General features: G+C 68.3%; 20 protein-coding genes. 13 read left to right on the forward strand and 7 right to left on the reverse strand.

Annotated features, from left to right (window positions below; genetic code table 11):
- Nucleotides 1-3 precede the first annotated feature (3 nt).
- Entirely contained in the window at nucleotides 4-1,005 is a 1,002-nt protein-coding gene (gene rtcA, locus E6N53_RS13805; protein ID WP_142860130.1) for an RNA 3'-terminal phosphate cyclase, read from the forward strand.
- 194 nt (nucleotides 1,006-1,199) lie between these two features.
- On the opposite strand, the gene E6N53_RS13810 is transcribed toward rtcA, so the two are convergent.
- The 3 genes from E6N53_RS13810 to E6N53_RS13820 all read right to left on the reverse strand — a co-directional run bounded on the left by E6N53_RS13810 (nucleotide 1,200) and on the right by E6N53_RS13820 (nucleotide 3,865).
- Nucleotides 1,200-1,652, reverse strand: a complete 453-nt coding sequence (locus E6N53_RS13810) for a YbhB/YbcL family Raf kinase inhibitor-like protein (RefSeq protein WP_142860132.1) — start codon at nucleotides 1,650-1,652, stop codon at nucleotides 1,200-1,202.
- Between the two features lie 69 nt (nucleotides 1,653-1,721).
- A complete protein-coding gene (locus E6N53_RS13815) occupies nucleotides 1,722-3,551 on the reverse strand; it encodes a ribosome biogenesis/translation initiation ATPase RLI (protein ID WP_142860134.1) in 1,830 nt (609 codons plus the stop codon).
- Nucleotides 3,551-3,865: an EMC6-like membrane protein gene (locus tag E6N53_RS13820; RefSeq protein WP_136590681.1), complete on the reverse strand. Its 315-nt coding sequence runs from the start codon at nucleotides 3,863-3,865 to the stop codon at nucleotides 3,551-3,553. Before E6N53_RS13820 ends, E6N53_RS13815 begins: the two co-directional genes overlap by 1 nt.
- 104 nt (nucleotides 3,866-3,969) lie before the next feature.
- On the opposite strand from E6N53_RS13820, the gene E6N53_RS13825 reads away from it, so the two are divergent.
- Nucleotides 3,970-4,257, forward strand: a complete 288-nt coding sequence (locus E6N53_RS13825; RefSeq protein ID WP_136590682.1) for a MarR family transcriptional regulator — start codon at nucleotides 3,970-3,972, stop codon at nucleotides 4,255-4,257.
- A gap of 133 nt (nucleotides 4,258-4,390) precedes the next feature.
- Nucleotides 4,391-6,259: a flippase activity-associated protein Agl23 gene (locus E6N53_RS13830; RefSeq protein WP_142860136.1), complete on the forward strand. Its 1,869-nt coding sequence runs from the start codon at nucleotides 4,391-4,393 to the stop codon at nucleotides 6,257-6,259.
- Here E6N53_RS13830 and E6N53_RS13835 read toward each other — a convergent pair.
- The gene (locus E6N53_RS13835) at nucleotides 6,250-8,106 is read right to left on the reverse strand and encodes a PINc/VapC family ATPase (RefSeq protein ID WP_142860138.1); all 1,857 of its coding nucleotides are present in this window, start codon (nucleotides 8,104-8,106) and stop codon (nucleotides 6,250-6,252) included. The two genes, E6N53_RS13830 and E6N53_RS13835, sit on opposite strands and share 10 nt — an antisense overlap.
- Nucleotides 8,107-8,266: 160 nt before the next feature.
- On the opposite strand from E6N53_RS13835, the gene E6N53_RS13840 reads away from it, so the two are divergent.
- The 6 genes from E6N53_RS13840 (at nucleotide 8,267) to E6N53_RS13865 (ending at nucleotide 16,884) form a co-directional block, all read left to right on the forward strand.
- Nucleotides 8,267-10,732 carry a PAS domain S-box protein gene (locus tag E6N53_RS13840; RefSeq protein WP_142860141.1) on the forward strand — a complete coding sequence of 822 codons (2,466 nt, stop codon included), beginning with the start codon at nucleotides 8,267-8,269 and terminating at the stop codon, nucleotides 10,730-10,732.
- 49 nt (nucleotides 10,733-10,781) lie between these two features.
- The gene (locus E6N53_RS13845; protein WP_142860143.1) at nucleotides 10,782-11,858 is read left to right on the forward strand and encodes a M20 family metallopeptidase; all 1,077 of its coding nucleotides are present in this window, start codon (nucleotides 10,782-10,784) and stop codon (nucleotides 11,856-11,858) included.
- Between the two features lie 51 nt (nucleotides 11,859-11,909).
- A complete protein-coding gene (locus tag E6N53_RS13850; protein WP_142860145.1) occupies nucleotides 11,910-13,436 on the forward strand; it encodes a carboxypeptidase M32 in 1,527 nt (508 codons plus the stop codon).
- Between the two features lie 126 nt (nucleotides 13,437-13,562).
- Nucleotides 13,563-13,748, forward strand: a complete 186-nt coding sequence (locus E6N53_RS13855) for an HVO_0416 family zinc finger protein (protein WP_136590687.1) — start codon at nucleotides 13,563-13,565, stop codon at nucleotides 13,746-13,748.
- Between the two features lie 138 nt (nucleotides 13,749-13,886).
- Nucleotides 13,887-15,728 carry a UvrD-helicase domain-containing protein gene (locus E6N53_RS13860; RefSeq protein ID WP_136590688.1) on the forward strand — a complete coding sequence of 614 codons (1,842 nt, stop codon included), beginning with the start codon at nucleotides 13,887-13,889 and terminating at the stop codon, nucleotides 15,726-15,728.
- Between the two features lie 46 nt (nucleotides 15,729-15,774).
- A complete protein-coding gene (locus tag E6N53_RS13865) occupies nucleotides 15,775-16,884 on the forward strand; it encodes a hypothetical protein (protein WP_142860147.1) in 1,110 nt (369 codons plus the stop codon).
- Between the two features lie 2 nt (nucleotides 16,885-16,886).
- Here E6N53_RS13865 and E6N53_RS13870 read toward each other — a convergent pair whose 3' ends face one another.
- Nucleotides 16,887-17,132 carry a DUF7533 family protein gene (locus tag E6N53_RS13870; protein WP_142860441.1) on the reverse strand — a complete coding sequence of 82 codons (246 nt, stop codon included), beginning with the start codon at nucleotides 17,130-17,132 and terminating at the stop codon, nucleotides 16,887-16,889.
- A gap of 102 nt (nucleotides 17,133-17,234) precedes the next feature.
- Here E6N53_RS13870 and E6N53_RS13875 point away from each other — a divergent pair, with 102 nt between their 5' ends.
- Nucleotides 17,235-19,064, forward strand: coding sequence for an SLC13 family permease (locus E6N53_RS13875; protein ID WP_142860149.1), 1,830 nt, complete (start codon nucleotides 17,235-17,237; stop codon nucleotides 19,062-19,064).
- Here E6N53_RS13875 and E6N53_RS13880 read toward each other — a convergent pair whose 3' ends face one another.
- Entirely contained in the window at nucleotides 19,065-19,727 is a 663-nt protein-coding gene (locus tag E6N53_RS13880) for a DUF502 domain-containing protein (protein WP_136590692.1), read from the reverse strand. It abuts the gene before it with no gap.
- Between the two features lie 106 nt (nucleotides 19,728-19,833).
- On the opposite strand from E6N53_RS13880, the gene E6N53_RS13885 reads away from it, so the two are divergent.
- Nucleotides 19,834-20,448 (forward strand): riboflavin synthase, encoded by a 615-nt coding sequence (locus tag E6N53_RS13885; RefSeq protein WP_142860151.1) that lies wholly within the window; start codon nucleotides 19,834-19,836, stop codon nucleotides 20,446-20,448.
- 3 nt (nucleotides 20,449-20,451) lie between these two features.
- On the opposite strand, the gene E6N53_RS13890 is transcribed toward E6N53_RS13885, so the two are convergent.
- The gene (locus tag E6N53_RS13890) at nucleotides 20,452-21,462 is read right to left on the reverse strand and encodes a PrsW family intramembrane metalloprotease (protein WP_136590694.1); all 1,011 of its coding nucleotides are present in this window, start codon (nucleotides 21,460-21,462) and stop codon (nucleotides 20,452-20,454) included.
- A 120-nt stretch (nucleotides 21,463-21,582) separates the two neighbouring features.
- Between E6N53_RS13890 and E6N53_RS13895 the strand changes: the two genes are divergently transcribed.
- Both E6N53_RS13895 and E6N53_RS13900 read left to right on the forward strand, forming a co-directional pair.
- Nucleotides 21,583-21,957: a DUF7532 family protein gene (locus tag E6N53_RS13895; protein WP_142860153.1), complete on the forward strand. Its 375-nt coding sequence runs from the start codon at nucleotides 21,583-21,585 to the stop codon at nucleotides 21,955-21,957.
- Nucleotides 21,954-23,351, forward strand: coding sequence for a ribonuclease FAU-1 family protein (locus E6N53_RS13900; protein ID WP_142860155.1), 1,398 nt, complete (start codon nucleotides 21,954-21,956; stop codon nucleotides 23,349-23,351). The genes E6N53_RS13895 and E6N53_RS13900 overlap by 4 nt, the downstream gene beginning before the upstream one ends.
- Nucleotides 23,352-23,626: the final 275 nt, after the last annotated feature.

The raw sequence follows: 23,626 nt of genomic DNA on the forward strand, positions 1-23,626 counted from the left end.
CGAGTGACCACCTCGCTCGACCTCGACGGCTCCGAGGGCGGCGGCCAACTCTTCCGGACGGCGCTGACGCTCTCGTGTCTCGGTGACCAGCCGTTCGAGATGGTCGGTATCCGCGGTGACCGGCCGAACCCGGGGCTGCGACCGCAACACCTCGCCTGTGTCGACGCGGCCGCAGCGCTCACCGACGCGACGGTCGATGGGGCCGAGGTGGGCTCCGAGCAGTTGCGCTTCGCGCCGACACACGAGCCCCGAGGGGACGTCACCGTCGACGTCGGCACGGCCGGGAGCGTCGCGCTCGTCTTCGACACCGTTCTCCCGCTCGGTGCGGGCATCGACAGTTCCCTCTCGCTCACCGCTACCGGCGGGACCGACGTGAAGTGGGCACCGACGTTCGCGTTCCTGCACGCGGTCAAACTGCCGCTCCTCGCCCGTTTCGGGCTCGCCGCAGACCTCACGCTCGAGCGCCGCGGCTTCTATCCGACGGGTGGTGGGCGGGCGACACTACGCGTCGCACCCTCGACGCTCCGCCCGTTCACCCTCGACACCCGGGGTGCCCTCGTCGCGAGCGTCCACGCCGTCGCCGCGCGTGACCTCGCCGACGCTGAGGTCTGCGAACGCGCGCTCGAACGAGTCCGCGAGCGGCTCTCGGTCCCGTTCGTCGAGACCACGGCGACGTACGCCGAGACCGACTGCCCCGGCTTCGCACTGTGTCTCGCCGTCGCCGGCGAGACGCGAGCGGGGTTCGACGCGCTCGGGGAGAAGGGATTGCCTGCCGAGGACGTCGCCGACGACGTCGTCGACGCGTTCGAGGCGTGGTGCGACGGGCCGGGCGTCGTCGACGCACATCTCGCGGACCAACTCGTCGTCCCGCTGGCGCTCGCCGGCGGCGTCGTCACGGCGCCCCGAGTCACGACACATCTCGAAACGAACCGCTCGCTGGTCGATACCTTCGGCTACGACCTCCGACTCCGGACGGGCGACGCGGGCGTCGTGATTCAGGGGTAGAACACGAACGAACCGCGGACGGGGGACACGGGGAGGGACGGAGAGCCGACGGGTGGACCCGAGCGGCACGAGCGCCCCGTGGCGTGGGTAGGCTGGCTGTGAATACGGCGCTCGGGCATCCCATCGGACCCGTCCATCTGGACGTTCGACTCCAGGCCCCTGAATGTGTTGGCAGAGCTACACCTGAACGCGCGTCACGGCGCGTACGTCCCGGTGAGTCGTGCCTCTGCGAGGACGTGTCCCTCGACGGCCGCTTCCAGCGCCGCCTTCGTCTCGCCGCTGTCGAGTGCGAGCGTCGTGTCGAGCGCGCGTGCGACGAACCGGTAGGTGTGCTCGCGGTCCGGCGGGTTCGGCCCGCCGTAGCCGACCTCGCCGTAGTCGTTTCGCCCCTCGACACCGCCGGCGCTCGGCGGCTCGAAATCGACCGGAATCGACGTCGTCGCTGCCGGCAGGTTCCACACGACCCAGTGGTCCCACACCTTCCCCGCCGGTTCCACGGCGTCCGGGTCGTCGACGACGAGTGCGAGCGTCTCCGCCTCGTCGGGCACGTCGTGGATATCGAGCGGCGGGTTCACGTTCGCCGCCCGGTAGCCGTACTGTTCGGGAATCGGGTCGCCATCGTCGAACGCGTCGCTGGTGAGTCGCATCCCCTTCGATGTACAACAGTTGACAGTATGGGTGTTACGCCCACCGGGGGTCGACCGACCCTGGCCGTCTCAGGGGGCGTAGTAGTACTCGCCCGCGCGCTTCTGTTTCCGATCGAGTTGAGAGTCGGGCTTGTTGATGCGCGGCCGACCCGTCCGTTCGTCGCGGCGGAAGGTGATGTCGAGGTCCGAGAGGAAGTCGTTCATCCCGTCGCGCATCTCCTGTGGCGTCTGGGCGTGACCCTCCTCGGCGGGTTCACCGTCGAACACCATCAGGCGGTCGGCGAGCAGGTCGATCATGTAGATGTCGTGGTCGATGACCATCACCGTCGCGTCGTGGTTCTCCGCGTAACGGCGGATAGCCGTCGTCGCGCGCACCCGCTGTTCGACGTCGAGGTGTGCGGAGGGCTCGTCCAGCACGTAGAGGTCGGCGTCTTCGGAGAGCGTCGCGGCGATGGCGACCCGCTGGCGCTCCCCGCCGGACAGGTCCGAGAGGTGCTGCTCCATGATGCGTTCGAGCTGGAGCGGGCCGGCGATTTCGGTCTTCCACAGCGAGGTGCCGAAGTCGTTCGTGATAGAAGACAAGAAGGCGTCGACGCGCATCGGCTGGTCGATTTCGATGTACTGGGGCTTGTAGGCGATGTCCAGTCTGAAGTCGAGTTCGCCCGCGTCGGGTTCGAGCTGTCCGGCGAAGAGCTTCGCCAGCGTGGACTTCCCGATGCCGTTCGGGCCGACGATGCCCAGCACCTCGGAGTGGTAGATGGTGCCGCCGTCGACGGTGAGCGAGAACTCCCCGTCACCGTACGATTTCGCGAGGTCCGGGTACTCCACGAGCGGCGCGCTCTTGGTCGTCTCACGCGGGGCGTGCTGCTCGAAGGTGATGGCGTCGGGCCGGATACGCATGTTCTCGTTCGTCAGGTACCCTTTCAGGTACTCGTTGATGCCGTTCCGGACGCTCTTGGGGTCGGTGATGACACCGAACGCCCCCGGTCGCCCGTAGCCGATGTGGAGCGAGTCGGCGAGCAGGTCGAGGATGGCCAGGTCGTGCTCGACGACGAGCACGGCACGGTCTTCCTCCGCGGCGAGTTCCTGGACGAGACGGGCGGCGGTGACGCGCTGGCCGATGTCCAGATAGGGTGTAATCTCGTCGAGGAAGTAGAAGTCACGGTCTCTCGCCAGCGTGGCCGCGAGCGCGACCCGCTGGAGTTCGCCGCCAGAGAGCGTGTCGATGGGCTGGTCGACGACGGGCCGGATGCCCAGTCTGTCGACGAGTTCGTCGAGGGCGCCCCGCTCGTCGGTCGCCGTCAGCAGTTCGTTCGTCTTCCCGTCGAACTGCTTGGGAATCTGGTCGACGTACTGCGGCTTGCGGGCGACGGTCACCTCGTCGTCGAGCAACGCCTCGATGTAGTTCTGGAGACCGGAGCCGCGGTAGCGGTCGAGGACGGCGTCCCACCCCGGTGCCTCGCCGTAGTTCCCCAGGTTAGGGACGAGTTCGTCCGCGAGGATGTGCACGGCCGTGGACTTCCCGATGCCGTTCGGGCCGAGGATGCCGGTCACACTGCCCGCGTCCGGGACGGGAAGGCCGTACAGCGCGAAGGCGTTCTCGCCGTAGCGGTGGACGGGGTCCTCGTCGAGTTCCGTGGGGAGGTTGATGATCTCGATGGCGTCGAACGGGCACTTTTCGACGCAGATGCCGCAGGTCTCGCCCAGACAGATCTCTTCCGAGATGCGGACCTGGTCGGGGTCGCCCTCGTAGGGTTCACCCTCCTCGTAATGGTCGCCGCGGGTGACGATGCAGTCCTTGCCGGTGCGGTTCGGCGGACAGTACTTCGCACACTCGTAGTTGCACCGGTCGGGCTGGCAGCGGTCGAGGTCGACCACCGCGATACTGTCGTCGGCCATTACAGGGTCACGCCCGCGGTGAGCATGATCGCGAAGGTGATGAACCACAGCGTGAACGTCATGAATCCGACGTAGAGGTAGTCTTTCGCCCCGAAGTCGGAGACGTCCACCCCGACGACGCGCAGGACGGGAAGCTGCAGAGCGATGAAGCCGGCGAGGATCCCCAGCGTCAGCCGGTTCGTGGCCGACGCGGGGTCCGTCCCGACGACGACGCCCGACGCGACCGCCGCCGCGACGCCCGCGAGACACGCGAGCGTGGTGACGGTCACTCCCCGGAGGTGTTTGGAGAGGCCGGTCTGCGTTTCGGTAGCCATACGTGCCCGTGCGAGAGCGCGCGTCAAAAGCCGTTCGTTGTTCGTTCCGCTGTGTCACAGCCGTCTATCAACCTTTATGCCCGTGGCCCGTCTCGAACGACGTAATGGCTGGATCCGACGAGGAGAGTCTCGACGACCTCCCACCGAGCGCGAAACTCGTGTTCAAAGTTCTCGAATACAACGGCCCGCTGACGCAGAAGGGAATCGTCGAGGAGTCGATGCTGTCGGCCCGCACGGTTCGGTACGCCCTCGAACGGCTGGAAGGCATCGGCATCGTCGACGAGGACGTCTACTTCGCCGACGCCCGACAGAACCTCTATCAGCTCAACGAGACCGCCGACGAGTTCAAAAGCGGCGACGAGGCCGACGCGGAAGCCTGCGCCGCCGAGTAACCACCCGCTCCGTTCTCCTGTTCGGCCTCGCGGCACCAGACCGCGTCACGGTGAGTGCGACGGCGCGTCCGATGACTAAAACGCCCGTCGTACTCACGGGGAGCTACTTTTCGGGGAGCGACGAGTGTCCGGCATGGACGGCGAGTCACCGCCCCCGGCCGACGCCGGTGACGGCGCGCCCCGAACCGAAGACGCGGCACACGAACGAGAAGCGAGGTGGCAGCCACCGCGGACGTCACTGCTCGGCTCGCGCCCCGCGTGGACCCCCCGCCGACTCGTGGTCGCACTTACCTGCGTGGCACTGTTGCTCCGACTGCCCGCCCTGGGCCAGCGCGTCGCACACTTCGACGAGGGACGCGTCGCGTACTGGGCGCTCCGCTACCACGAGACCGGCACGATATCGTACCGGTACATCGTCCACGGCCCGCTCGTCCAGTACGTCGACGCGGCGCTCTTCGCACACCTCGGAGCGAGCGACGCCGTCGCTCGGCTTCCCGTCGCCGTCGTCGGCGGTCTCCTCCCGCTTGCGGCGCTTCTCTTCCGCGAACGACTGCGTGACGAGGAGGTCGTCGCGCTGGCCGCGCTCTTGAGTTTCAACCCCGTCCTGCTCTACTACTCGCGCTTTCTCCGGAGTACGCTCCTCGTCGCCGCGTGCGCGTTCGTCGCCTTCGGCGCGCTCGTCAGAGCGGTCGACACGCGCCGAGTTCGGTACGTGTACGCCGCCGCCGTCCTCGTCGCGCTGGGGTTCGCCGCCAAGGAGAACGCGCTCGTCTACCTGCTCGTCTGGGTCGGGGCGACCGCGCTGCTCGTCGATCACGAACTCTTCCGCCCACACGTCGCGGAGACGGGCACCGACCGCGTGAGGCGGTACGGGCAGGGCGTCGTCGACGCGCTCCGCGGTCCGGGTCGCCGTCACCTCCGTGTCGGCGGTCACGCCGTCGGCGTCGTCGGCGTCGCCCTGGTCGTCACGCTCTTCTTTTTCGCCCCGCGGACCAGTGCCGGGGCCGACGCGGTCGGACTGTGGGACGCCGTCGCCCGGCCGGGGGCGTTTCCGGCCCTCGTCGATGCGACGGTCGACGACGTCCGACGCGGGCTGTCGTACTGGTTCGGCGGGACGACGGAACCCGGCTGTCACAAAGAGAGCGTCGTGACCGCCTACGGCTGCTTTCTCGGACGGTTCCTCGAGACGCTCGCACTGGGTGCCGGCGTCCTCTCCGTCTTCGCCCTCGGCGGCGTCCTCGTCGAACGGTACGCGACATCGCGTCCCCGACCCGTGGTCCTGTTCACTGCCTACTGGGGGCTCGTCAGCGTCGTCGGCTATCCGCTCGGGACCGACATCTACGGGGCGTGGATCACGGTGAACGCGCTGGTGCCGCTGGCGGTCCCGGCGGCCGTCGGACTCGGATTCGTCTTCCGCCGCGCTCGGGCGGCGCACGCGACGGGCGACCGGACGCGGGCGGCCGTCGTCGGCGTCGTGCTCTTACTCGTGGCCGGGCAGGTCGGGGTGACCGCCGCCGCGACAGTCTACCACGAACCGACGGCGGCCGACAACCCACTCGTCCAGTACGCCCAGCCCACCGACGAGTTCCGGCCCGTCTTCGACCAACTCCGGGCCGGGCCCGACGGGCTGGACGGGAACGGCGCGACCGCCGACGTCGTCTTCTACGGCGAGACGTTCGTCGCCGAGAGCGCCGACAGCGCCATCCCCCCAGCCTGTGCCGACCTCCGGACGGCCCTGCCGCTGCAGTGGTACGTCGCTCGGGCCGACGCGGACGCGACCTGTGCGGCCGACAGGCAGGCGCTCGCGGCACACCTCACTGACGCGGACGCGAGGCCGACGCTCGTCGTCTCGACGGTGGCGGACGCCGACGCGGTTCGACCGATGCTCGACGGCTACACGACGCGGACGGCGTCGCTCCGAGCGCCCGGCCGGGAGACGGTGTTCTTCGTCCGTCGTGACGCGAACGCGTCCGTGGTGTCTCGTGAGCGCGGTCAGGCCTGAACGACGGTGATCTGTTGCTTGCGGTCGATGGCCTGTTCGAGTTCGTCCGCGATGGCGCTGCCACGTGAGACCTGGATGTCCCCGCCTCGGCCCACCGTGGCGGTGAACAGGTACTCGCCGTCGGCGCGGACCTCGACGGTCTCGCCGACGTGTTCGTCCATCCGGATGACGACGTGCCGGGAGGTGACCTCGGGGGTGACGATGGTCCCGTCGACCGGCCCCGCTCCACCGCCACTGGGTCCGGAACCGGCTCCGGACGCACTCTGTGGCTTCTCGTCGTGGGTCCGAACGTCGATGTCGATGCCGAGTCGGTCTTCGACGTCGGAGATGCGCCCGCCGCCCTTCCCGATGACGTAGGAGATGTCGTCGTCTTCGACGTAGACGACCGCCTTGTTCTGCCCCTGCAGTTGGACGTCGACGTGGCCGCGAGCGATGGAGCGAATCTCGCGTTCGATCTCCTGCCGGGCGAGGCGGTCGACGCCGGACTCGTCGCGCTCGCCCTCGGTGAGCGGGACGGTGACGACCTGGCGGTTGAACGTGTAGATCTCGTACTCGGGGCGGCCCGTCTCGAAGTCCTTGACCTGAATAACCGGTCGAGCGAGGTCCTCGGCGGTGAGGCCCTCGGGGACCTTCACTTCGGTCGTCACGTCGTACACCGTGTGGACCTTCCCGGCCTCGATGTAGACGACGGTGTCGACGACCTGGGGGATCATGCCGAGTTCGACCCGTCCCACCAGCCGCTGGAGGGCATCGATTCCCCTGGTGGCGTGGACGACACCGACCATACCCACGCCCGCGAGCCGCATGTCGGCGAAGACGGAGAAGTCGTTCGTCTTCCGAACTTCGTCGTAGATGGTGTAGTCCGGACGAACGAGGAGGAGCGAGTCGGCCGTCTTCTCCATCTGGCCGTCGAGGGCCGTGTACTGCGTGATCTCGGGGCCGACCTGGAGGTCGCGCGGCTTCTCCATCGTCTTCACCGCGTAGTCAGCGTCGTTGAGGAACTCCGCGACGGCCTGGGCGAACGTCGACTTCCCTGCTCCCGGTGCGCCCGAGATGAGGACGCCGCGCTGGCGCTCTTTGAGTCGAGACCGGAGTTCGTCGGCGAACTCGTAGTCGTCGAGTTCGGTCTTGGCGATGGGGCGAACGGCGGTGATCTCGATGCCGTCCGCGAACGGCGGGTGCGCGACGGCGATCCGGTAGTCGCGGAACTGGACGATCTTCATCCCGGGCTCGTCGAGTTCGATGAACCCGTCGGGCGAAGAGCGCGCGGAGTTGACGATGTCGTCGGCCCACGCCTTCATCGTCTCCTCGTCGCTCACCTCGTCGCGGATGGTCTCGTAGTGCATCTCGCCGAGCGCGCCGCGTTTGGCCTTGGGACGGGTGCCGGTCTTGAGGTGGACCGACATCGTCTCGTCGTCGAAGAACTCCTCGATGACCAGCCCGCCCGAGCCTCTGACTCTGGCCTCGACGAACTCGACGTCGACCTGTTTCGCCCGGGCGACCTCCGCCTGGACCGCGTCGCTAGTGAGGAGCGTCGCCTCGTACTCGGTCGCGAGGTCGCGGATGAGCGCGTCGATATCACCCTCGTGTGACGCGCGTTGTTCGGTTGCCGACGGGCGTCGGCCGACGTACTCGAGGGTGACATCACCCGCGTCGGCGTGGTCGGCGAGTCGCTGGAGTTCTTCGAGTCCCTCCCATCCGGTGTCGCGGCCGTCGTTGGCCTGCGACTCGAGTTCGCCGACGACGGCCTCGGGGACGTAGACGGTCGCCCCGTCGTACGTTCCGTCGTCGACGCGCTCGGACACGCGGCCGTCGATGACCGCGCTCGTGTCCGGCAGTATCTTCATATGCGCTGTTCGAGCGGCGTGCGGATAAGGGTGTTCAAGCCGGGTCGAACTTCGACAGGCCACGGTTCTCGCGTGTCGGCCCTCGAGTCGGCCGAACGAATTATCAAAGACGAATATCGGTTGAAAAGGGATATACCAGTGAGTCATAAAATAGCCGAGGATGGCTGACTCAGGGGGTGACACCGGGCCACGGGAGGAGCTCATCAACGTGCTCTACGTGGACGACGAACCCGACTTCGCAGCCCTCGCCGCCGAGTTCCTCCACCGCGAGAACGACCGATTCGTGGTCGAGACGGAGGAACGAGCGGGAGAGGCGCTCGACCGCCTCGTGGCGGGAGGCTTCGACTGCGTCGTCAGCGACTACGATATGCCCGAGATGAACGGGCTCGAACTCCTCGAGGCCGCCCGCGAGCGCTCGGTACAGCTCCCGTTCGTTCTCGTCACGGGGAAGGGGTCGGAGGAAATCGCGAGCGAGGCGGTCTCGGCGGGAGTCACGGACTATCTCCGGAAGCGCGGGGGTCGCGAGCGGTACGTCATTCTCGCGAACCGCATCGAGAACGCCGTCTCGCAGTACCGTGCCGAGCGCGAGGCGGCCCACCACCGTCGGGTGAGTGAACTGGTCAGGGACGTCACGCGGGCGCTGGTCGGAGCGACGTCGCGCGACGAGGTCGAGCAGGCAGTCTGCGACCGCGTGGCCGGGTCGGAACCGTACCGGTTCGCGTGGATCGGCGAGCCGGACCCCGAGACGGAGCGTATCAGGCCGCGGACCACCGGCGGCGACGACAGCGGCTATCTCGACGCGATTACCGTCACCGTCGACGGGCCGCGGAGTCGCGGGCCGGCCGGAACCGCTCTCCGCGAGAACCGGGTCGTCGTCGCACAGAACGTCGACGACGACCCGTCGTTCGAACCGTGGCGCGAGGACGCGCTCGAGCGTGGGTTTCACTCCGTCGCGGGCATCCCGCTGGCGCACGACGGGACGGTCTACGGCGTCTTGCTCCTCTACGCCGCGTACGCGAACGCGTTCGACGAGACGGAGCGGGCGCTCGTCGCAGACCTCGGCGACGCGGTCGGCCACGCCATCGAGGGAATCACCGTCCGTGAGCGGCTCGAACGCCAGTACCAGGACCTCTTCGAACTGGCACCCGTCATGTACGTCCTCACCAGCGAGCAGGACGGCCACCCCGTCGTCACGGACTGTAACCAGCGTGTGCTCGACCGACTGGGGTACGAGCGCGACGAGGTGGTCGGTGACTCACTCGCCGACCTGTACACCGAGGAGTCGGCGACGCTGCTGCTCGACGAGGGAGGGTACGACCGCGCGCTCGACGGCGAGTTCACACGCGAAGAGCGACAGCTCGTCGCGAGCGACGGCTCGGTAGTCGAGACGCTGCTCCGGGCCGTCCCCCGCTACGACACCGAGGGACGGACCGTCGGGACCCTCACGCTGTTCGTCGACGTCACCGAGCGCCGACGAGCACGGACCATCGCCACGCAGGCGGCGGCGATGGACGCATCTATGGACGGCATGGCCGTCTTCGACGACCAGGGGGTCTACCACTACGTCAACGATGCCCACGGACGAATCTACGACCGCGACGCCGCCGACCTGGTCGGCGAGACCTGGCGGACGCTGTACGACGACGCCGAGGTCGAGCGACTCGAACGGGAGGCCATGCCGCTGCTCGCCACGGGCGAGTCGTGGCAGGGCGAGGCTGTGGGACGGCGGGCCGACGGGAGCCGGTTCCCGCAGGAACTGTCGCTGAGTCCGCTCGACGACGGCCGGTTCGTCTGCGTCATCCGCGACAGTACGGAACGGCGGAAGGCGAAGCGGGAACTCGAGCGGCAGAACGTCCGACTCGACGAGTTCGCCTCTCTCGTGAGTCACGACCTCCGCAACCCGCTCAACATCGCCAGAGGGAACGTCGAACTCGCCCGGACCGACGACGCGACCACGGACACCAGTCTCGACCGGGCCGAGACGGCTCTCGAACGGATGGACCGTCTCATCGACGACGTGCTCGCGCTGGCACGCGGCGTCGACGAGGCGGACCTGCGTCCCGTCTCCCTCCGACGAACCGCCAGGTCGTGCTGGCAGGGGGACGACGGGTCCATCGAGGTGGTCGGCGACCTCCGGTTCCTCGCCGACCGCGCCCGTCTTCAGCGACTGCTCGAGAACCTGTTTCGGAACAGCGTCGAGCACGGCTCGACGAGCAACCGGTCAGAAGCCGGTGACAGCGGGGACCACGGAGGGACGGACGGTCAGTGGGAAGCCACAAGCGGCGACACGGTAACACGTGCCGACAAGAGAGGCGGACGTCCGGACGGCGACGCGACGGTCAGGGTTCGCCTCGGCCCGCTCGGGGACGAGGCCGGGTTCTTCGTCGCCGACGACGGCCCGGGCGTCCCACCCGAGAAACGCGACGCTGTCTTCGAGTTCGGGCACAGCACGGCACAGGAAGGAACGGGACTGGGGCTCGGCATCGTCGAACGTATCGCCGACGCACACGGCTGGGAGTGTCGGCTGACGGAGGGCACCGAGGGCGGCGCCCGGTTCGAGTTCGCTGGCATCACGGTCATCGAGGGTGACAGACCGCAGCACCCGGAACCGAACACGAGCGGCTGATCACCGGCGTCGGGCGAGAGGTTTTCACCACCCACCGAGGAGGGAGGGTATGGACGAACTGGGCGAACTCACCCACGACCTGGTGTCGATTCCGAGCCACGAGGACGAGACCGACGCGGGCGACGCCATCGAGCGGTGGCTCCGCGAAGAGACCGACGCCGACGTCCGACGCGACGAGTCGGGGAACGTCGTCGCACGTCGTGGGAGCGGCGACACCTCGCTCGCGCTCGTCGGCCACCACGACGTCGTCCCACCCGCAGCCGAGCAACTCGACGGCGACGAGTACGTCGTCGAGGAGCGCGATGGCCGGTTGTACGGCCGCGGGACGGCGGACATGAACGGCGCGGTCGCGGCGTCGATGTGCGCGTTCCGGGACGCGGAGGTGGGGGACGCCGAACTCCTGTTCGTCTCCTTCGTCGGCGAGGAGCAAGGTGGCGTCGGCGCGCGGGCGGCACTGGACGCCGGGTTCGACGTCGACTACGCCATCGTCGGGGAAGGCTCCACGGGGTACTCCGCGCCCGGGGTGACCGACGTCGCCGTCGCGCACAAGGGACGGCGAGGGAGCACGCTCATCGCGCACGGCGAGGCCGCCCACGCGAGCGAGGTCGAGTCGGGGACGAACGCCGTCTACCGCGCCTGCGACGCGGTCGACGTCGTTCGCGCCATCGAGTTTCCCGAGGCGGAGGTGCTCGGCCACCACCTCCGGGGGAGCGTCGCAGTCACCGAAATCGAGGGTGGAACGGCGTGGAACGTCATCCCCGAACGGTGTGCGGTGACGGTCGACGAGCGGACCGTTCCGGGAGAACGAGCGCCGCTGGAGCGGGCGGCGGACGTCGACGGCGTCGAGTGGCGCGTCGACCAGGACCTCCCACCGATGGCCTGCGACGACGCGGCGTTCGCCGACCTGGTCCTCGACGCCGCGGCCGCGGCACAGGAGGGAGCCCCCGAGCACGTCGTCAAGCCGCACGCGACGGACGCGGGGTGGCTCGCGGACGCGGGGACTACCTGCGTCGTCTGCGGCGCGGCAGAGCCGGGCGAGGCACACACGAGAGACGAGTCCGTGAGCCTCGCCGTCGTGGAGCGGTGTTATCGCATCTACCGGGATGCGGCGGAGCGGTTCGAGTGAGCCGGGGGGTGGAAGCACGGAGTTGATAGCCCCGGCCGCCAAGAGACGAGTATGGCGACGGAATCCTCCACAGCCGAGACGCCCGAAGCGTACGACCAGCTGCTCTCGAAGGTCAGACGCATCAAGAACGTCGAGGCCGCGTCGATGCTCCTCTCGTGGGACCAGCAGGTGATGATGCCCGCGGAGGGGACGCCGGCGCGCTCACAGCAGCTGTCGACGCTGTCTGCGCTCCAGCACGAACTGCTCACCGAAGACGAAGTCGGCGGCCTCTTGGACGAACTGGAGGGGGAGGCGCTCTCGCCCGAGCAGGCGGCGGTCGTCCGCGAGGTGCGACGCGAGTACGAACGGGCCGTCCGCGTGCCGACCGACCTGGTCCAGCGCATCTCACAGAAGACGTCGGAAGCACTGCCTATCTGGGAGCAGGCGAAAGCGGAGAACGACTGGTCGCAGTTCGCCCCGCACGTCGAGGAACTCGTCGACCTCAAGCGGCAGTACGCGGAGTACATCGACCCCGACGCCGACGCTTACGAGGTGCTCTTCGCCGACTACGAGCCGTGTCTCTCGCTCGAACGCGCCGAGGAGATTCTGACCGAGATCCGCGAGACGCTCGTCCCGATGATCGACGAGATTCGAGCCTCGGAGACGCCCATCACGACCGACGCCTTCGCGGGGGAATTCGACACCGAGGTGCAGGAGGAGGTGGCCCGGGAGGCGCTCACGATGCTGGGCTACCCGTGGGAACGCGGCCGACTCGACACCTCCTCGCACCCGTTCTCTAGCGGAACGCAGTTCGACGCCCGGGTGACGACCCGGTTCAAGCCCGAAGACCCCCTCGACGCGCTCACCGCCACGATCCACGAGTTCGGCCACGCGACGTACAACCTCGGCCTCCCCGACGAGGCGTACGCGACGCCGCTCGGCGAGCACCGCGGACTCTCGGTCCACGAGTCCCAGTCGCGGCTGTGGGAGAACCACGTCGGGCGGTCGGAGGCGTTCTGGGAGCGGTTCCTGCCGACGGTGAACGAACACTTCGCACAGGTCGACGACGTGACGCCGCGTGAGGCGTACGAGTCGGTGAACCAGGTGTACGAGGACAACCCCATCCGCGTCGAAGCGGACGAACTCACCTACCATCTCCACATCGTGCTCCGTTTCGAGATCGAGCGCGCGCTCATCGCGGGCGACCTCGACGTCGCGGACGTCCCCGCGGTGTGGAACGACAAGATGGAGGAGTACCTCGGCTTCCGCCCCGAGACCGACGCCGAGGGGTGTCTGCAGGACATCCACTGGTCGCACGGCTCGTTCGGCTACTTCCCGACGTACTCGCTCGGGAGCGCGATGGCCGCGCAGTTGTTCCGGGCCGCCGAGGACGACCTCGGCGACGTCGACGAGTTGACCCGCGAGGGCGAGTTCGACACGCTGAAAGGGTGGCTCCGCGAGCACGTCCACCGCCACGGTCAGCGCTACGAGACGAACGACCTCGTCCGCGAGGCCACGGGCGCGGACTTCTCGGCCGACGCCTTCACCGACTACGTCACCGAGAAGTACGGCGCGCTGTACGACCTCGACAGCGCCTGAACGCCGCTCACGTGGGGGCGGCCGGGCGGCGTCCGCACGGCCGAACGGTCACGGGCGGGGAGGGGTTGTGTAACTATGCCATGGTAACAGTAGACATAAGTAACGTCACGACCTACCACAGGTCGTATGGCAGCTGAACCCAGCGACTTCGAAGACGAAGTGTTCGACCAGTTCCTCTCGGACCGCGGACACGAGACGACACCGGTACGCTGGGACCAGTCGTATAACAAGCTTCAGTGTCCGGAGTGTGGCGGTCTCCACGACACGTCCGCGAGCCGATGCTCGGTGTGCGGGTGGAACCCCGACACCTGAGTCACCGCCGTCCGGCCGGAACCGTTCTTTCGACGACGACGCTCGCCAGCGGCCGCCCCGGGCGTTCCGGACAACCCGACGAGTGAGTGACACGACGAGGCACGCCGTTTATGAACCAGCGGGGCGTGAACGGGTACAATGAGCGAAGCAGCGACAGTGACCCGGCTGTTCGGTGGGCCGGGGAGCGGGAAAACGACCGCCCTCCTCGACCGCGTCGAGACACTCCTCGAAGAGGAGCGAGTCGACGTCTCCGACGTCCTCGTCGTCTCGTACACGCGCGCCGCCGCCGCCGAGATTCGCGAACGGCTCGCGGAACGGCTCGATACGAACCCACGAGCGCTGAAGGGGAACGTCTCGACGATGCACGCGAAGGCGTACGAGCTGTTGAACCTCTCGCGCGGCGACGTCGTCGGCGAGAAGGACAAACAGGCGTTCTGTGAGGAGTACGGCATCGAGTACGAGGACGAGTACAAGAGCGGGGGGCGCCGGACCGCCCGCTCGACGACGCTCGGGAACAAGATCATCGCCACCTCCCAGTGGCTCCAGCGGACGAGGCGGGACGTGGCCGACTGGTACGACGTCCCCTTCCAGTGGAACGTCGAGGAGGTCCGACTCCCCCCCGATATCGACCCCAACGCCCAGGAGGGGAACAAGTACACCCCGACGTGGCCCTCGTCGGACGACCGCGTCGACATCCCCGAGGCCATCCGCGCCTGGCGGGCGTACAAGGGCGACAACGGGCTGGTCGGCTTCGCCGACATGCTCGAACGGGTGAAACAGCGGTCGCTCGTCCCCCACGTCGACTACCTCGTCATCGACGAGTTCCAGGACATCACCACCCTCCAGTACGACGTCTACGAGGAGTGGAAGCCGCACATGAAGAAGGTGCTCATCGCCGGCGACGACGACCAGGTCGTCTACGCGTGGCAAGGTGCGGACCCCGACCTGTTGCTCGACACGCCCCGCGACGAGGACGTCATCCTCCCGAACTCGTACCGGCTGCCGTCGAAGATTCTGAACGTCGTCAACCGCGAGATTCGTCACATCGACAAGCGCCAGGAGAAGGACCTCAAGCCCCGGAAGGAAGGCGGCGTCGTCGAGGGGGTCCACAACCCCTCGATGCTCGACCTCGCCCGGAACGTCCGGTACACCGTCGAGCAGGACGAGGGAACCGTGATGATACTGTTCAGAGCGCGCTACCAGATGTTCCAGTTCATCGACGAGTTCCTCCCGCTCGGGATGCCCTTCTCGACGCTGACGGACCAGCGGATGTGGACCGACCGGCTGACGGATTACGTCCACGCCGTCGAGAAGATGGTCGACGAGGAACCCATCACAGGGCTCGAAGCCCGCCGACTGGCGGACATGCTCCAGGAGTCGACGTTCGGGTCGAACGAGCGCGACGACCTGTACGACCTCATCGACGAGTACGAGGAGGCGGCGGACACCGAGGACCTCGCCGCGTTCACCATCCCGGCGGACGAGGTGCGGAACCTCGCCCCGTTCATGCCCGACGGGGCCTCGGCCTCCGACATGGTGCGCAAGGTGACGAGCTTCCAGCGCAAATCCGTCGCGGCGTACTTCGAGGGACCGTACCAGGGGATGGACTCGGACCACGTCCGCCTGGGGACCATCCACTCCGCGAAGGGTCGCGAGGCCGACCACGTCTTCGTCTCGACCGACCTCACCGAGAAGGTCGTCGAGCAGATGGCCGCCTCCGTGAGCGAGGAGGAGTTAGACGCACACGGCCTCGAGGAGTTCACCTCGACGACGAGTCCCGTCCCCATCCTGACCGACAACGAGCGCCGCGTCTTCTACGTGGGGATGTCACGCGCCCGCGAACGGCTCGTCATCCTCGAGAACCTCGTCGACGGGGCCCCGACGCTTCCGGTCAGCGTCCTCCTTCACAACGAGCTCCGCGAGGACACGCTGGAGGACCTCCTCGACGCCGCACAGGAACCGCTCGCGCCGGAGCCGTAGCGCTCTCGCCGTGCCCGTCGGCCGAGTCGACCCCGGAGGCGTCCGCGTGAGTCGTATCGAGCGCGCCCTCGAAGCCGTCCGTGAGCGACTGCGCTCCAGCGACGCCGGGGCCGCGTTCGTCCACGCCGCGAGCGACGCCGACAGCGACTACCTCGGTGCCGACGCCGTCGTCGTGACGGCCGACGACGCGGTGTGGCTCCGCGCCAGCGGGGTCGGGCGAGACCGCACGGACGAGACCCCACACGTCGACCACCGCCTCGTCGACGACCCGGCGGGGGCCGTCGCGGGCGTCCTCGACGAACTGGGGGCGAGCGGGACGGTGCTCACGCCCCGCGGCGTCCGCCACGACGTCGCCCTCTTCGTCGAACGGGCGGGCTACGACCTCGCCTCGACCGCGGTGCTCGCGGACGCACGAGCCGTGAAAACCACAGCAGAGCGCGACGCGGTCCGGGCGCTCGGGACGGCCGCCACCGCCGGCTTCGACACGGCGGTCGAACGGCTCGCGACGGCCGACGTCGAAGCGGACACGCTCTGGACAGGAGGGGCGGACGGGGCGGCACCGCTGACGGTCGAACGCCTCACCGATGCGGTGGCCGCCGCGCTCGCGGGCGACGGGGTGGAGACACCCGGCGTTCGCGTCCGGGGGGTCGCAGACGGGGCACTCCCGGCCGACCGGCCCATCGTCGTCGAGTGCCAGCCGGCCGGCGTGGGGGTGTGTCTCCGCGCCGCGTGGACGCTCGTCGTCGACGGCGACGGCGGGTGGGAGCGGCGGGCACAACTCGCACTCGACGCCGGACACCGGGCCGGTCGCGGAACGCTGGCCGCGGCACTCGACGGCGAGTCGGTGACTGTCGGGGAGGTCGCGGCCGAGGTCCGCGCGGAGGTGACGGCGTACGGTTTCGGCGAGCCGACCGTCGACGTGTACGGCGTCGGGCAGTCGGCGTACGAACGCCCACGGGGAAACGAGGAGCTCAGCGAGGGGCAGGTCGTGGTCGTCGCCGCGAGTGTCACACGGGCGGCCGACGAGACGGTGCACGCGAGGCGGCGAGGGGACGTCGTGAGCCACGTCGAGACGCTCTGTCTCGACGACGGGGTCGAGCGGCTCGTCTCACTACCGTCGTCGTTGTCACCGGCTCGGTCTCTGGACGAGCGGTAGCGTCACTCGTCGTCCTCGTCGGGCAGCTTGACCGCCTTGCCGACGGCCTTCTCTGCGGCCGCGGCGGGGATGTCTGCAGGGGTCGTGAGCATGCGCGGGAGAACGACCATCAGCACGGCGACGACGAGGGCGACACCGCCGAGGAAGGTGTCCCCGCCGAGGAGTGTGTCGAGACCGAAGATACCGAGCGGGATGGCGAAGATGAGGCTCGCCGCCAGCTGTATCGATTCGGAGATACCCAGCGACATGGCGAGGAGTTGGCGAGCGGCCGGTAAAAGCGCGCCGTCTCTCGGCGCGTCGGCCCCGTCGGTGAGGCCAACAGCTAAGCCACGTCGCCGGGTGGGACGCATATGATTCTCGGCCTCGCCACCGAGACGGCACTGGTGTTCGGGCTCATCCTCGTCACTGTCGTGCTGTTCGTCACCGAGGTCGTCTCGCCCGACATCGTCGCCATCGGGCTCGTCGTCGCCCTCGTCGTCCTCGGTCCGTGGACCGGTATCTCGGCCGAGGAGGGGCTCTCGGGCTTCTCTAACACCGCGACGGTGACCATCCTGGCGATGTACGTCCTCTCGAAGGGCGTCCAGGAGACCGGCATCGTCCGACGGCTGGGCGCGGAGGTCGCCCACGTCACCCGGGGGAACGAGAACCGCCTCCTCGCGGCGGTCGTCGGGTTGACCGGCCCCATCGCGGGGGTCGTCAACAACACGCCGGTCGTCGCGGTGTTCATCCCGATGGTGACCGACCTCGCCGAGGAGGCGGGCGTCTCCCCGTCGAAGCTCCTCTTGCCCCTCTCGTACGCCTCGATGCTCGGGGGGACGCTCACTCTCATCGGTACCGCGACGAACCTCGTCGCCAGCGACCTCTCGAGAGCACTTCTGGGCCACCCCTTCAGCATGTTCGAGTTCACCCACCTCGGCGTGGTCGTCCTCGTCGTCGGGAGCGCGTACCTCCTCACCGTCGGGAAGGCGCTCACGCCGGCGCGAGTGACCCCGGGAGACCGGACCGCACAGTACGAGGTCGAGGCGTACCTCGCGCGGGTGCTCGTGCCGTCCCGCTCGCCGCTCGTCGGCGTCCCCGCGGCCGGCGTCGTGAGCGACGCCGCACGCGACCTCGACCTCGACATCCTCGACGTCGTCCGCGGCGACGAACACTTCGTCGCGAGCGAGTCCGACCGGGAACTGAACGCGCGCGACATTCTCACGGTTCGGGGCGCACCGGACGAGATCAAGCGGTTCTGCGACGTCGCCGACCTCCGATACCTCCCGCGGGCGACGGTCGGCGACGAGGAACTCGACAACCCCGCCGAGGGGACACTCGTCGAACTGGGCGTCCCGGGCGACTCGTCCGTCGTCGGCGACACCATCGCGGAGGCCAGAGTGAGAGAGCGGTACGACGCGACCGTCATCGCGGTCCGCCGCCGGAACGGCGACCTCGTCCGCGAACGCTTCGGAGACCACGTCATCGAGGCCGGCGACTCCCTGTTGTTGCAGACGACGGACGAGACGGTCGACTACCTCTTAGAGACCCACGAGTTCGTCGTCACCGGCGAGGTGCCGGACCTCGTCGACCGGATGCGCGCGCGCGAACTCCAGCCGACGACGCTCCCGGCGCTCGGTATCGTCCTCACCGTCATCGGACTGGCCGCGCTCGGCGTCGTCCCCATCGTCATCGCGGCGCTCGGCGGCGTCGTCGCGATGGTCGTCACGGGCGTGCTGACCCCGTCCGACGCCTACGACGCCGTCAACTGGAACGTCATCTTCCTTCTCGCGGGCGTCATCCCGCTCGGGCTAGCGATGCAGGAGACCGGCGGCGTGGCAGTCATCGCGTCGGGCGTCGTCTCGCTCTCGGCGGTCGTCCCCGCAATCGGGATGCTGGCGGCGTTCTACGTCCTGACTGGACTCCTCGCGAACGTCGTGACACCCGTCGCGAGCGTCGTACTCCTCCTCCCCGTCGCCGTCGACACCGCGGGGCGAATCGGCGCTGACCCGTTCGCGTTCGTCCTCGCCGTCACCTTCGCCGCCTCGACGGCCTTCATGACGCCCGTCGGCTACCAGACGAACCTCATGGTGTACGGCCCCGGCGGCTACCGGTTCACCGATTACGTCCGCGTCGGCGCGCCGCTCCAGGCACTCTTGACCGTCGTGACCACGCTCGGTATCGTCTTCTTCTGGGGACTGTAATCAGTCGGCGATGACGCCCTGTGGGAGGTCGTCTTCCATGTCCTCCGCGCTCAGCCCGGTCGTGACGATGATGCGGAACCCCCGGCGGACGCTCATGTCGAGTTCCCACAGTTCGTCTTCGGGCACCATCAGGAGTTTGCCGACGGTCGGGTTCGGGCTGTGGGGGACGAACACGGTCAGCAGGTCCTCGTCGGTGGTCTGGTTGACGCTTCGGGGGCTCTCGCTCGTCACGAAGCCGAGCATCCAGTGTCGCTCGCGCGGGTACTCGACGAGGACGACCCGCTCGTAGCTCTCGGTGGACTCGGTGAGCGACTCCGACACCTGTCGGACGCCGAAGTAGATGGTCCTGACGAGGGGGATGAGTCGGATGCCGCGCTCGAAACCGCCGAAGAGCCGCTGGCCGATGCTCTTGGTGGCGAGGTAGCCGACGAACGTGATGGAGACTGCGATGAGCAGCGCAGAGAGCACCTGTGCGGCTAGGACGAGGTCGCCCGAGTAGTCGAGCGTGGTGGCGAGGAACGGCTGGACCTGCCGGACGACGGGGCGGATGGTCGTCGTGACCCACTCGAAGACGAACTGGAGGACGAACAGCGTCACCGCGAGCGGCGCGACGAAGAAGAGGCCCGTGATGAAACTGTTTCGCAGTCGCGTGGCCAGAGACATACAGACGCTCGCGGGGCGGATGACAAAAGCGTACGGTCGACCGGGAGGCGGTCGACCGCGAACCCGAGAGAGAAACCCGTATGAGGCACGCCTCCCAACCGCGAATATGTTCACCGGAATCGTCGAGGCCACGGGCGAAATCCAGTCGGTGACGGCGACCGACGACGGTCGTCGCCTCCGTATCACCCACGACTTCGGCGCGCTCCACCACGGACAGTCGATCAGCGTCAGCGGCGTCTGCCTCACGGTCGAACGCTTCGACGACGACTGGTTCGAGGTGTTTCTCGCCGCGGAGACCGTCGCGAAGACCTACCTGGGAACGGTCGACGAGGGCGACGTCGTCAACCTCGAGCGGGCGCTCGCCGCGGACGGTCGGTTCGACGGCCACCTCGTCCAGGGTCACGTCGACACGACGGCGACCGTCGAGGCGGTCGAGCGGGTCGGCGAGGACTGGCGATACCGCTTCTCGCTGCCGCCCGAGGTTCGGCAGTACGTCGTCTCGAAGGGCTCAGTCGCCCTCGACGGTATCTCGCTGACCGTCGCCGAGCGGGGTGCGGAGACGTTCGACGTCGCCATCATCCCGACGACGTACGAGCTGACGGCACTGTCCGAAAAGTCGCCGGGCGACCCGATTCACGTCGAGGTCGACGTCGTCGCCAAGTACGTCGAGTCGATGCTCGAGGGGTATCTCGCCGGTGTCGACGAACGGCTGGAGCGGTGAGCCTTACTCGAACTCGGTCGGTTCGGAGTGGAGGTCACGCTCGTGGGTCACGTCGGCAGCGTGGGCGGTGTGGTAGGCGTCGCGGTAGCGTTTGATCTTCCCGACGAGGTACAGGCCGAAGACACCGTCGAAGAGGACGACGTAGCCGAAGAACGCGAGGATCGGCGGGAGGCCAGTCACCGCCGCGATGATGCCGGAACCGATGCCGACGGTGGAGTTGTACGTGGCGTGGATGAGCGCCGCGATGATGAGCCCCTTGATGACGATGGGGCCGGCGTTCTCGCGGTTGAACTTCGCCAGCCCGAGGTAGTAGCCCGCGATGGCCGAATAGATGACGTGGCCCGGCCCGGCGAGGGCGCGGACGGCCGTGATGCCGCCACCCATCCCGATGAGGCCGAGTCCGAGGTCGACGTCGGCCGCAGTGCCGAGGTTCTGTGTGATGTACAGCGAGTTCTCGATGGTGGCGAAACCGAGACCGGCCATCGCGCCGTAGACGGCACCGTCGACGACGGCGTCGAACTCGTCTCGTCGGTAGGCGTGGAGGCGGACCGCCAGCAGTTTGACCGTCTCTTCGACGGGGCCGACGATGAGGAAGAAGAAGCCGACGGAGCCGACGAAGCCGAGCATCTGGAACGCAGGCTGGGCGAACGAGTTGAGGACGGCCGCGAAGTTGGCCGTGAGGACGCCGAGGAGGAACGTCGCGACGAGCAGCGAGAGCGGTTCGCTCGTCGTGACGTCGCTGTAGTAGACGTACGCCGCGAGGCCGAGCGCCGGGACGGCCGAGAGGAGGGTGAGGACGCCGACCTGGAGGTCGGTGAGGGCGGCCAGCCCACCGATAGCGAGGAGGATGAGGAACGCGGCGAGGACGACACCGACCCGCGCGGTTCCGACGATGAGCCGGTAGAGAGCGACGGAGAGCCCATCGAGCGACGTCCGTTCCTCCCACGTCGACACGTCGTAGAGGTCGACACCGTCGTCCGACGCGGACTCGACGGGGTCAACGCGGTCACTCATGGTCGTATCTGACACCGTGACGGTTAATGTCTTATCACCGGTCGGACGGACGAAGCGCACAGTGTGCGCGGCACGAACGGAGGTTGAAGCGTTGAAGACCCCCGAGACACACGTTCCGGTATGCACTTCGACCAGCGGACACAGCAGGCGCTCCGCGACGCCGGACTCTCGCGTGCGGACGTCCGGGCCGTCTCGAAGGCCATCTCCGAGGCTGCCGAACGCGACGCGGAGACGCTCGGCGCCTTCTTCGACGGCGTCGACACCGTCTACTCCGACATGGAGATGGCACACAGCGCCGACGAGGTTCAAGAACACGCCGTCGCGTACATCGACTTGTACACGCACGGGAGCGACATCCGCGGCTACCTCCGGTTCGATTCGTGGGGAGTCCCCGTGGACGGCGGACGACCACTCACCGACGAGAAGGTCGAACTCTCCCTCGGCGGAACCGTCAACGACCGTGTCCGCTTCGTCCACGACAGAGACGCGTTATGACGGCCCGGATTCGAGTCAGGGGAATCTATTCGACGGCGCTGACGCGCGTCCTCCTCACGTCGGGGTACGACGTCGTTCAGGCATCGCCGCCGATCCGCCGGCGGTTCGACGAGTCGTTCGACGACACCGACCACGACGTCGACGTGGAGACGACGAACGACAGACAGGGCGTCGGTGTCGGCGGCGAGTCGGCGGTCGTCGCCGACGTCGTCGAGACGCTCCGCGTCGGGACCGACACGCTCGCGTGGGAGTCACAGACACCGCGGGGAGCCGTGTTCGACGCGCGTGTTGTCGAGACGCTGGGCGGCGGCGCGGTCTGTGACCTCGGCGAGGGCGAGGGCTACCTTCCCTACCACGTGACCGACACGCACGTCGAGGAGGGCGACGAACTCCGCGTCCAGGTCCGTGCGGATCGGCCACCGTGGAGCGGGGACCGAGCCGAACTCGGGACGACGCTGGAGACGGACGCCGGGTTGGCGACGCTCGTCGCCGGCAAGCGCGGTGTGACCGTCGACACGCGCGACGACGCCGCGGGACGCGAACTCGCCGGGATGACCGACCTGCTCGGCGTCGACGTCCCCGAGGGGTGGGGGATTCGCTGGCGACACGCCGCGACGGACGCGGACATGGAGACGCTTCGGACGGCGCTGACCGATGCCGTCGACCGTGCGACGGCACTCGCGTCGGTGCGAGACGAACCCATCGAGGCACCGAGCCGTCGGCTCCGGCCGGCGTCGACGTCCTGGGTGTGGTTCGGTCGCGAGTCCCGCTTCGCGCTCGACGACTATCGCCGCGAGGTGGCGACGACGATGCCCGGTCACCACCGGACGAAGGCCGGGTCCGAGGCCGCGAGCGCCGGCGTCGACTTCGCCGAGGCGCTCTGTGTCCCCGAAGGGGAGTTCCCCTTCGACGTCGTCACCAGGCAGTTCGGGCCCGTCGAGGGCGATACGGTCAGTATCGGACACGGGAAGCCCGACGGCCGACTCATCACGCTCGGCCGCGGCGAGGTGGTCGAACACGGCCCCGACGGGACGCTCGCCGTCCGGCGAGAGATGGGTGGAAGCGGCACCTACGACGCGCTCGGGGTCGACCAGGAGCCGGGAGACGTCGCGCTCACGAAGTTCCGCGAGGGGCGCTGGTGGTACCCGACGGTCTACCGCAGTCACGAGGGCGAGGTGAAGGGGACGTACGTCAACGTCTGCACGCCGGTGGAGTGTTTCCCGGACGTCGTCCGCTACGTCGACCTCCACGTCGACGTCGTCAAACACGCCGACGGGGTGGTCGAACGCGTCGACGACGACGAACTCGACGCCGCCGTCGAGGCGGGAGAGCTCAGCGAGACGCTCGCGGAGAAGGCTCGGAGCGTCGCGTCGAGCCTCGAGAGCGCGCTGTGACCTCGCATCGAACGCTCGGACAGGCGGCACCGCTGGAGAGACACGAGACGGGGTGCCGCACAGCCGCGTCACGTCCCGTGGTCGAAATCAACGCATGGGGACGGTGGCGGCGGTGTCGGATATGAACCTTCACCCGGCACAGGCGAATGTGACGTCGGTGGACTGGTTCGCAGTGATTCAGAGGTCGAGCCTCGAATCCGTCGTGTCGGGCCCGAGAGACAGCCGGTGAGAACCAGAACGGAGAGGAGACTCGCGACGGGCACAGAGCGGAGGGA

It is taken from the genome of Salinigranum halophilum (assembly GCF_007004735.1).
Lineage (GTDB): Archaea > Halobacteriota > Halobacteria > Halobacteriales > Haloferacaceae > Salinigranum > Salinigranum halophilum.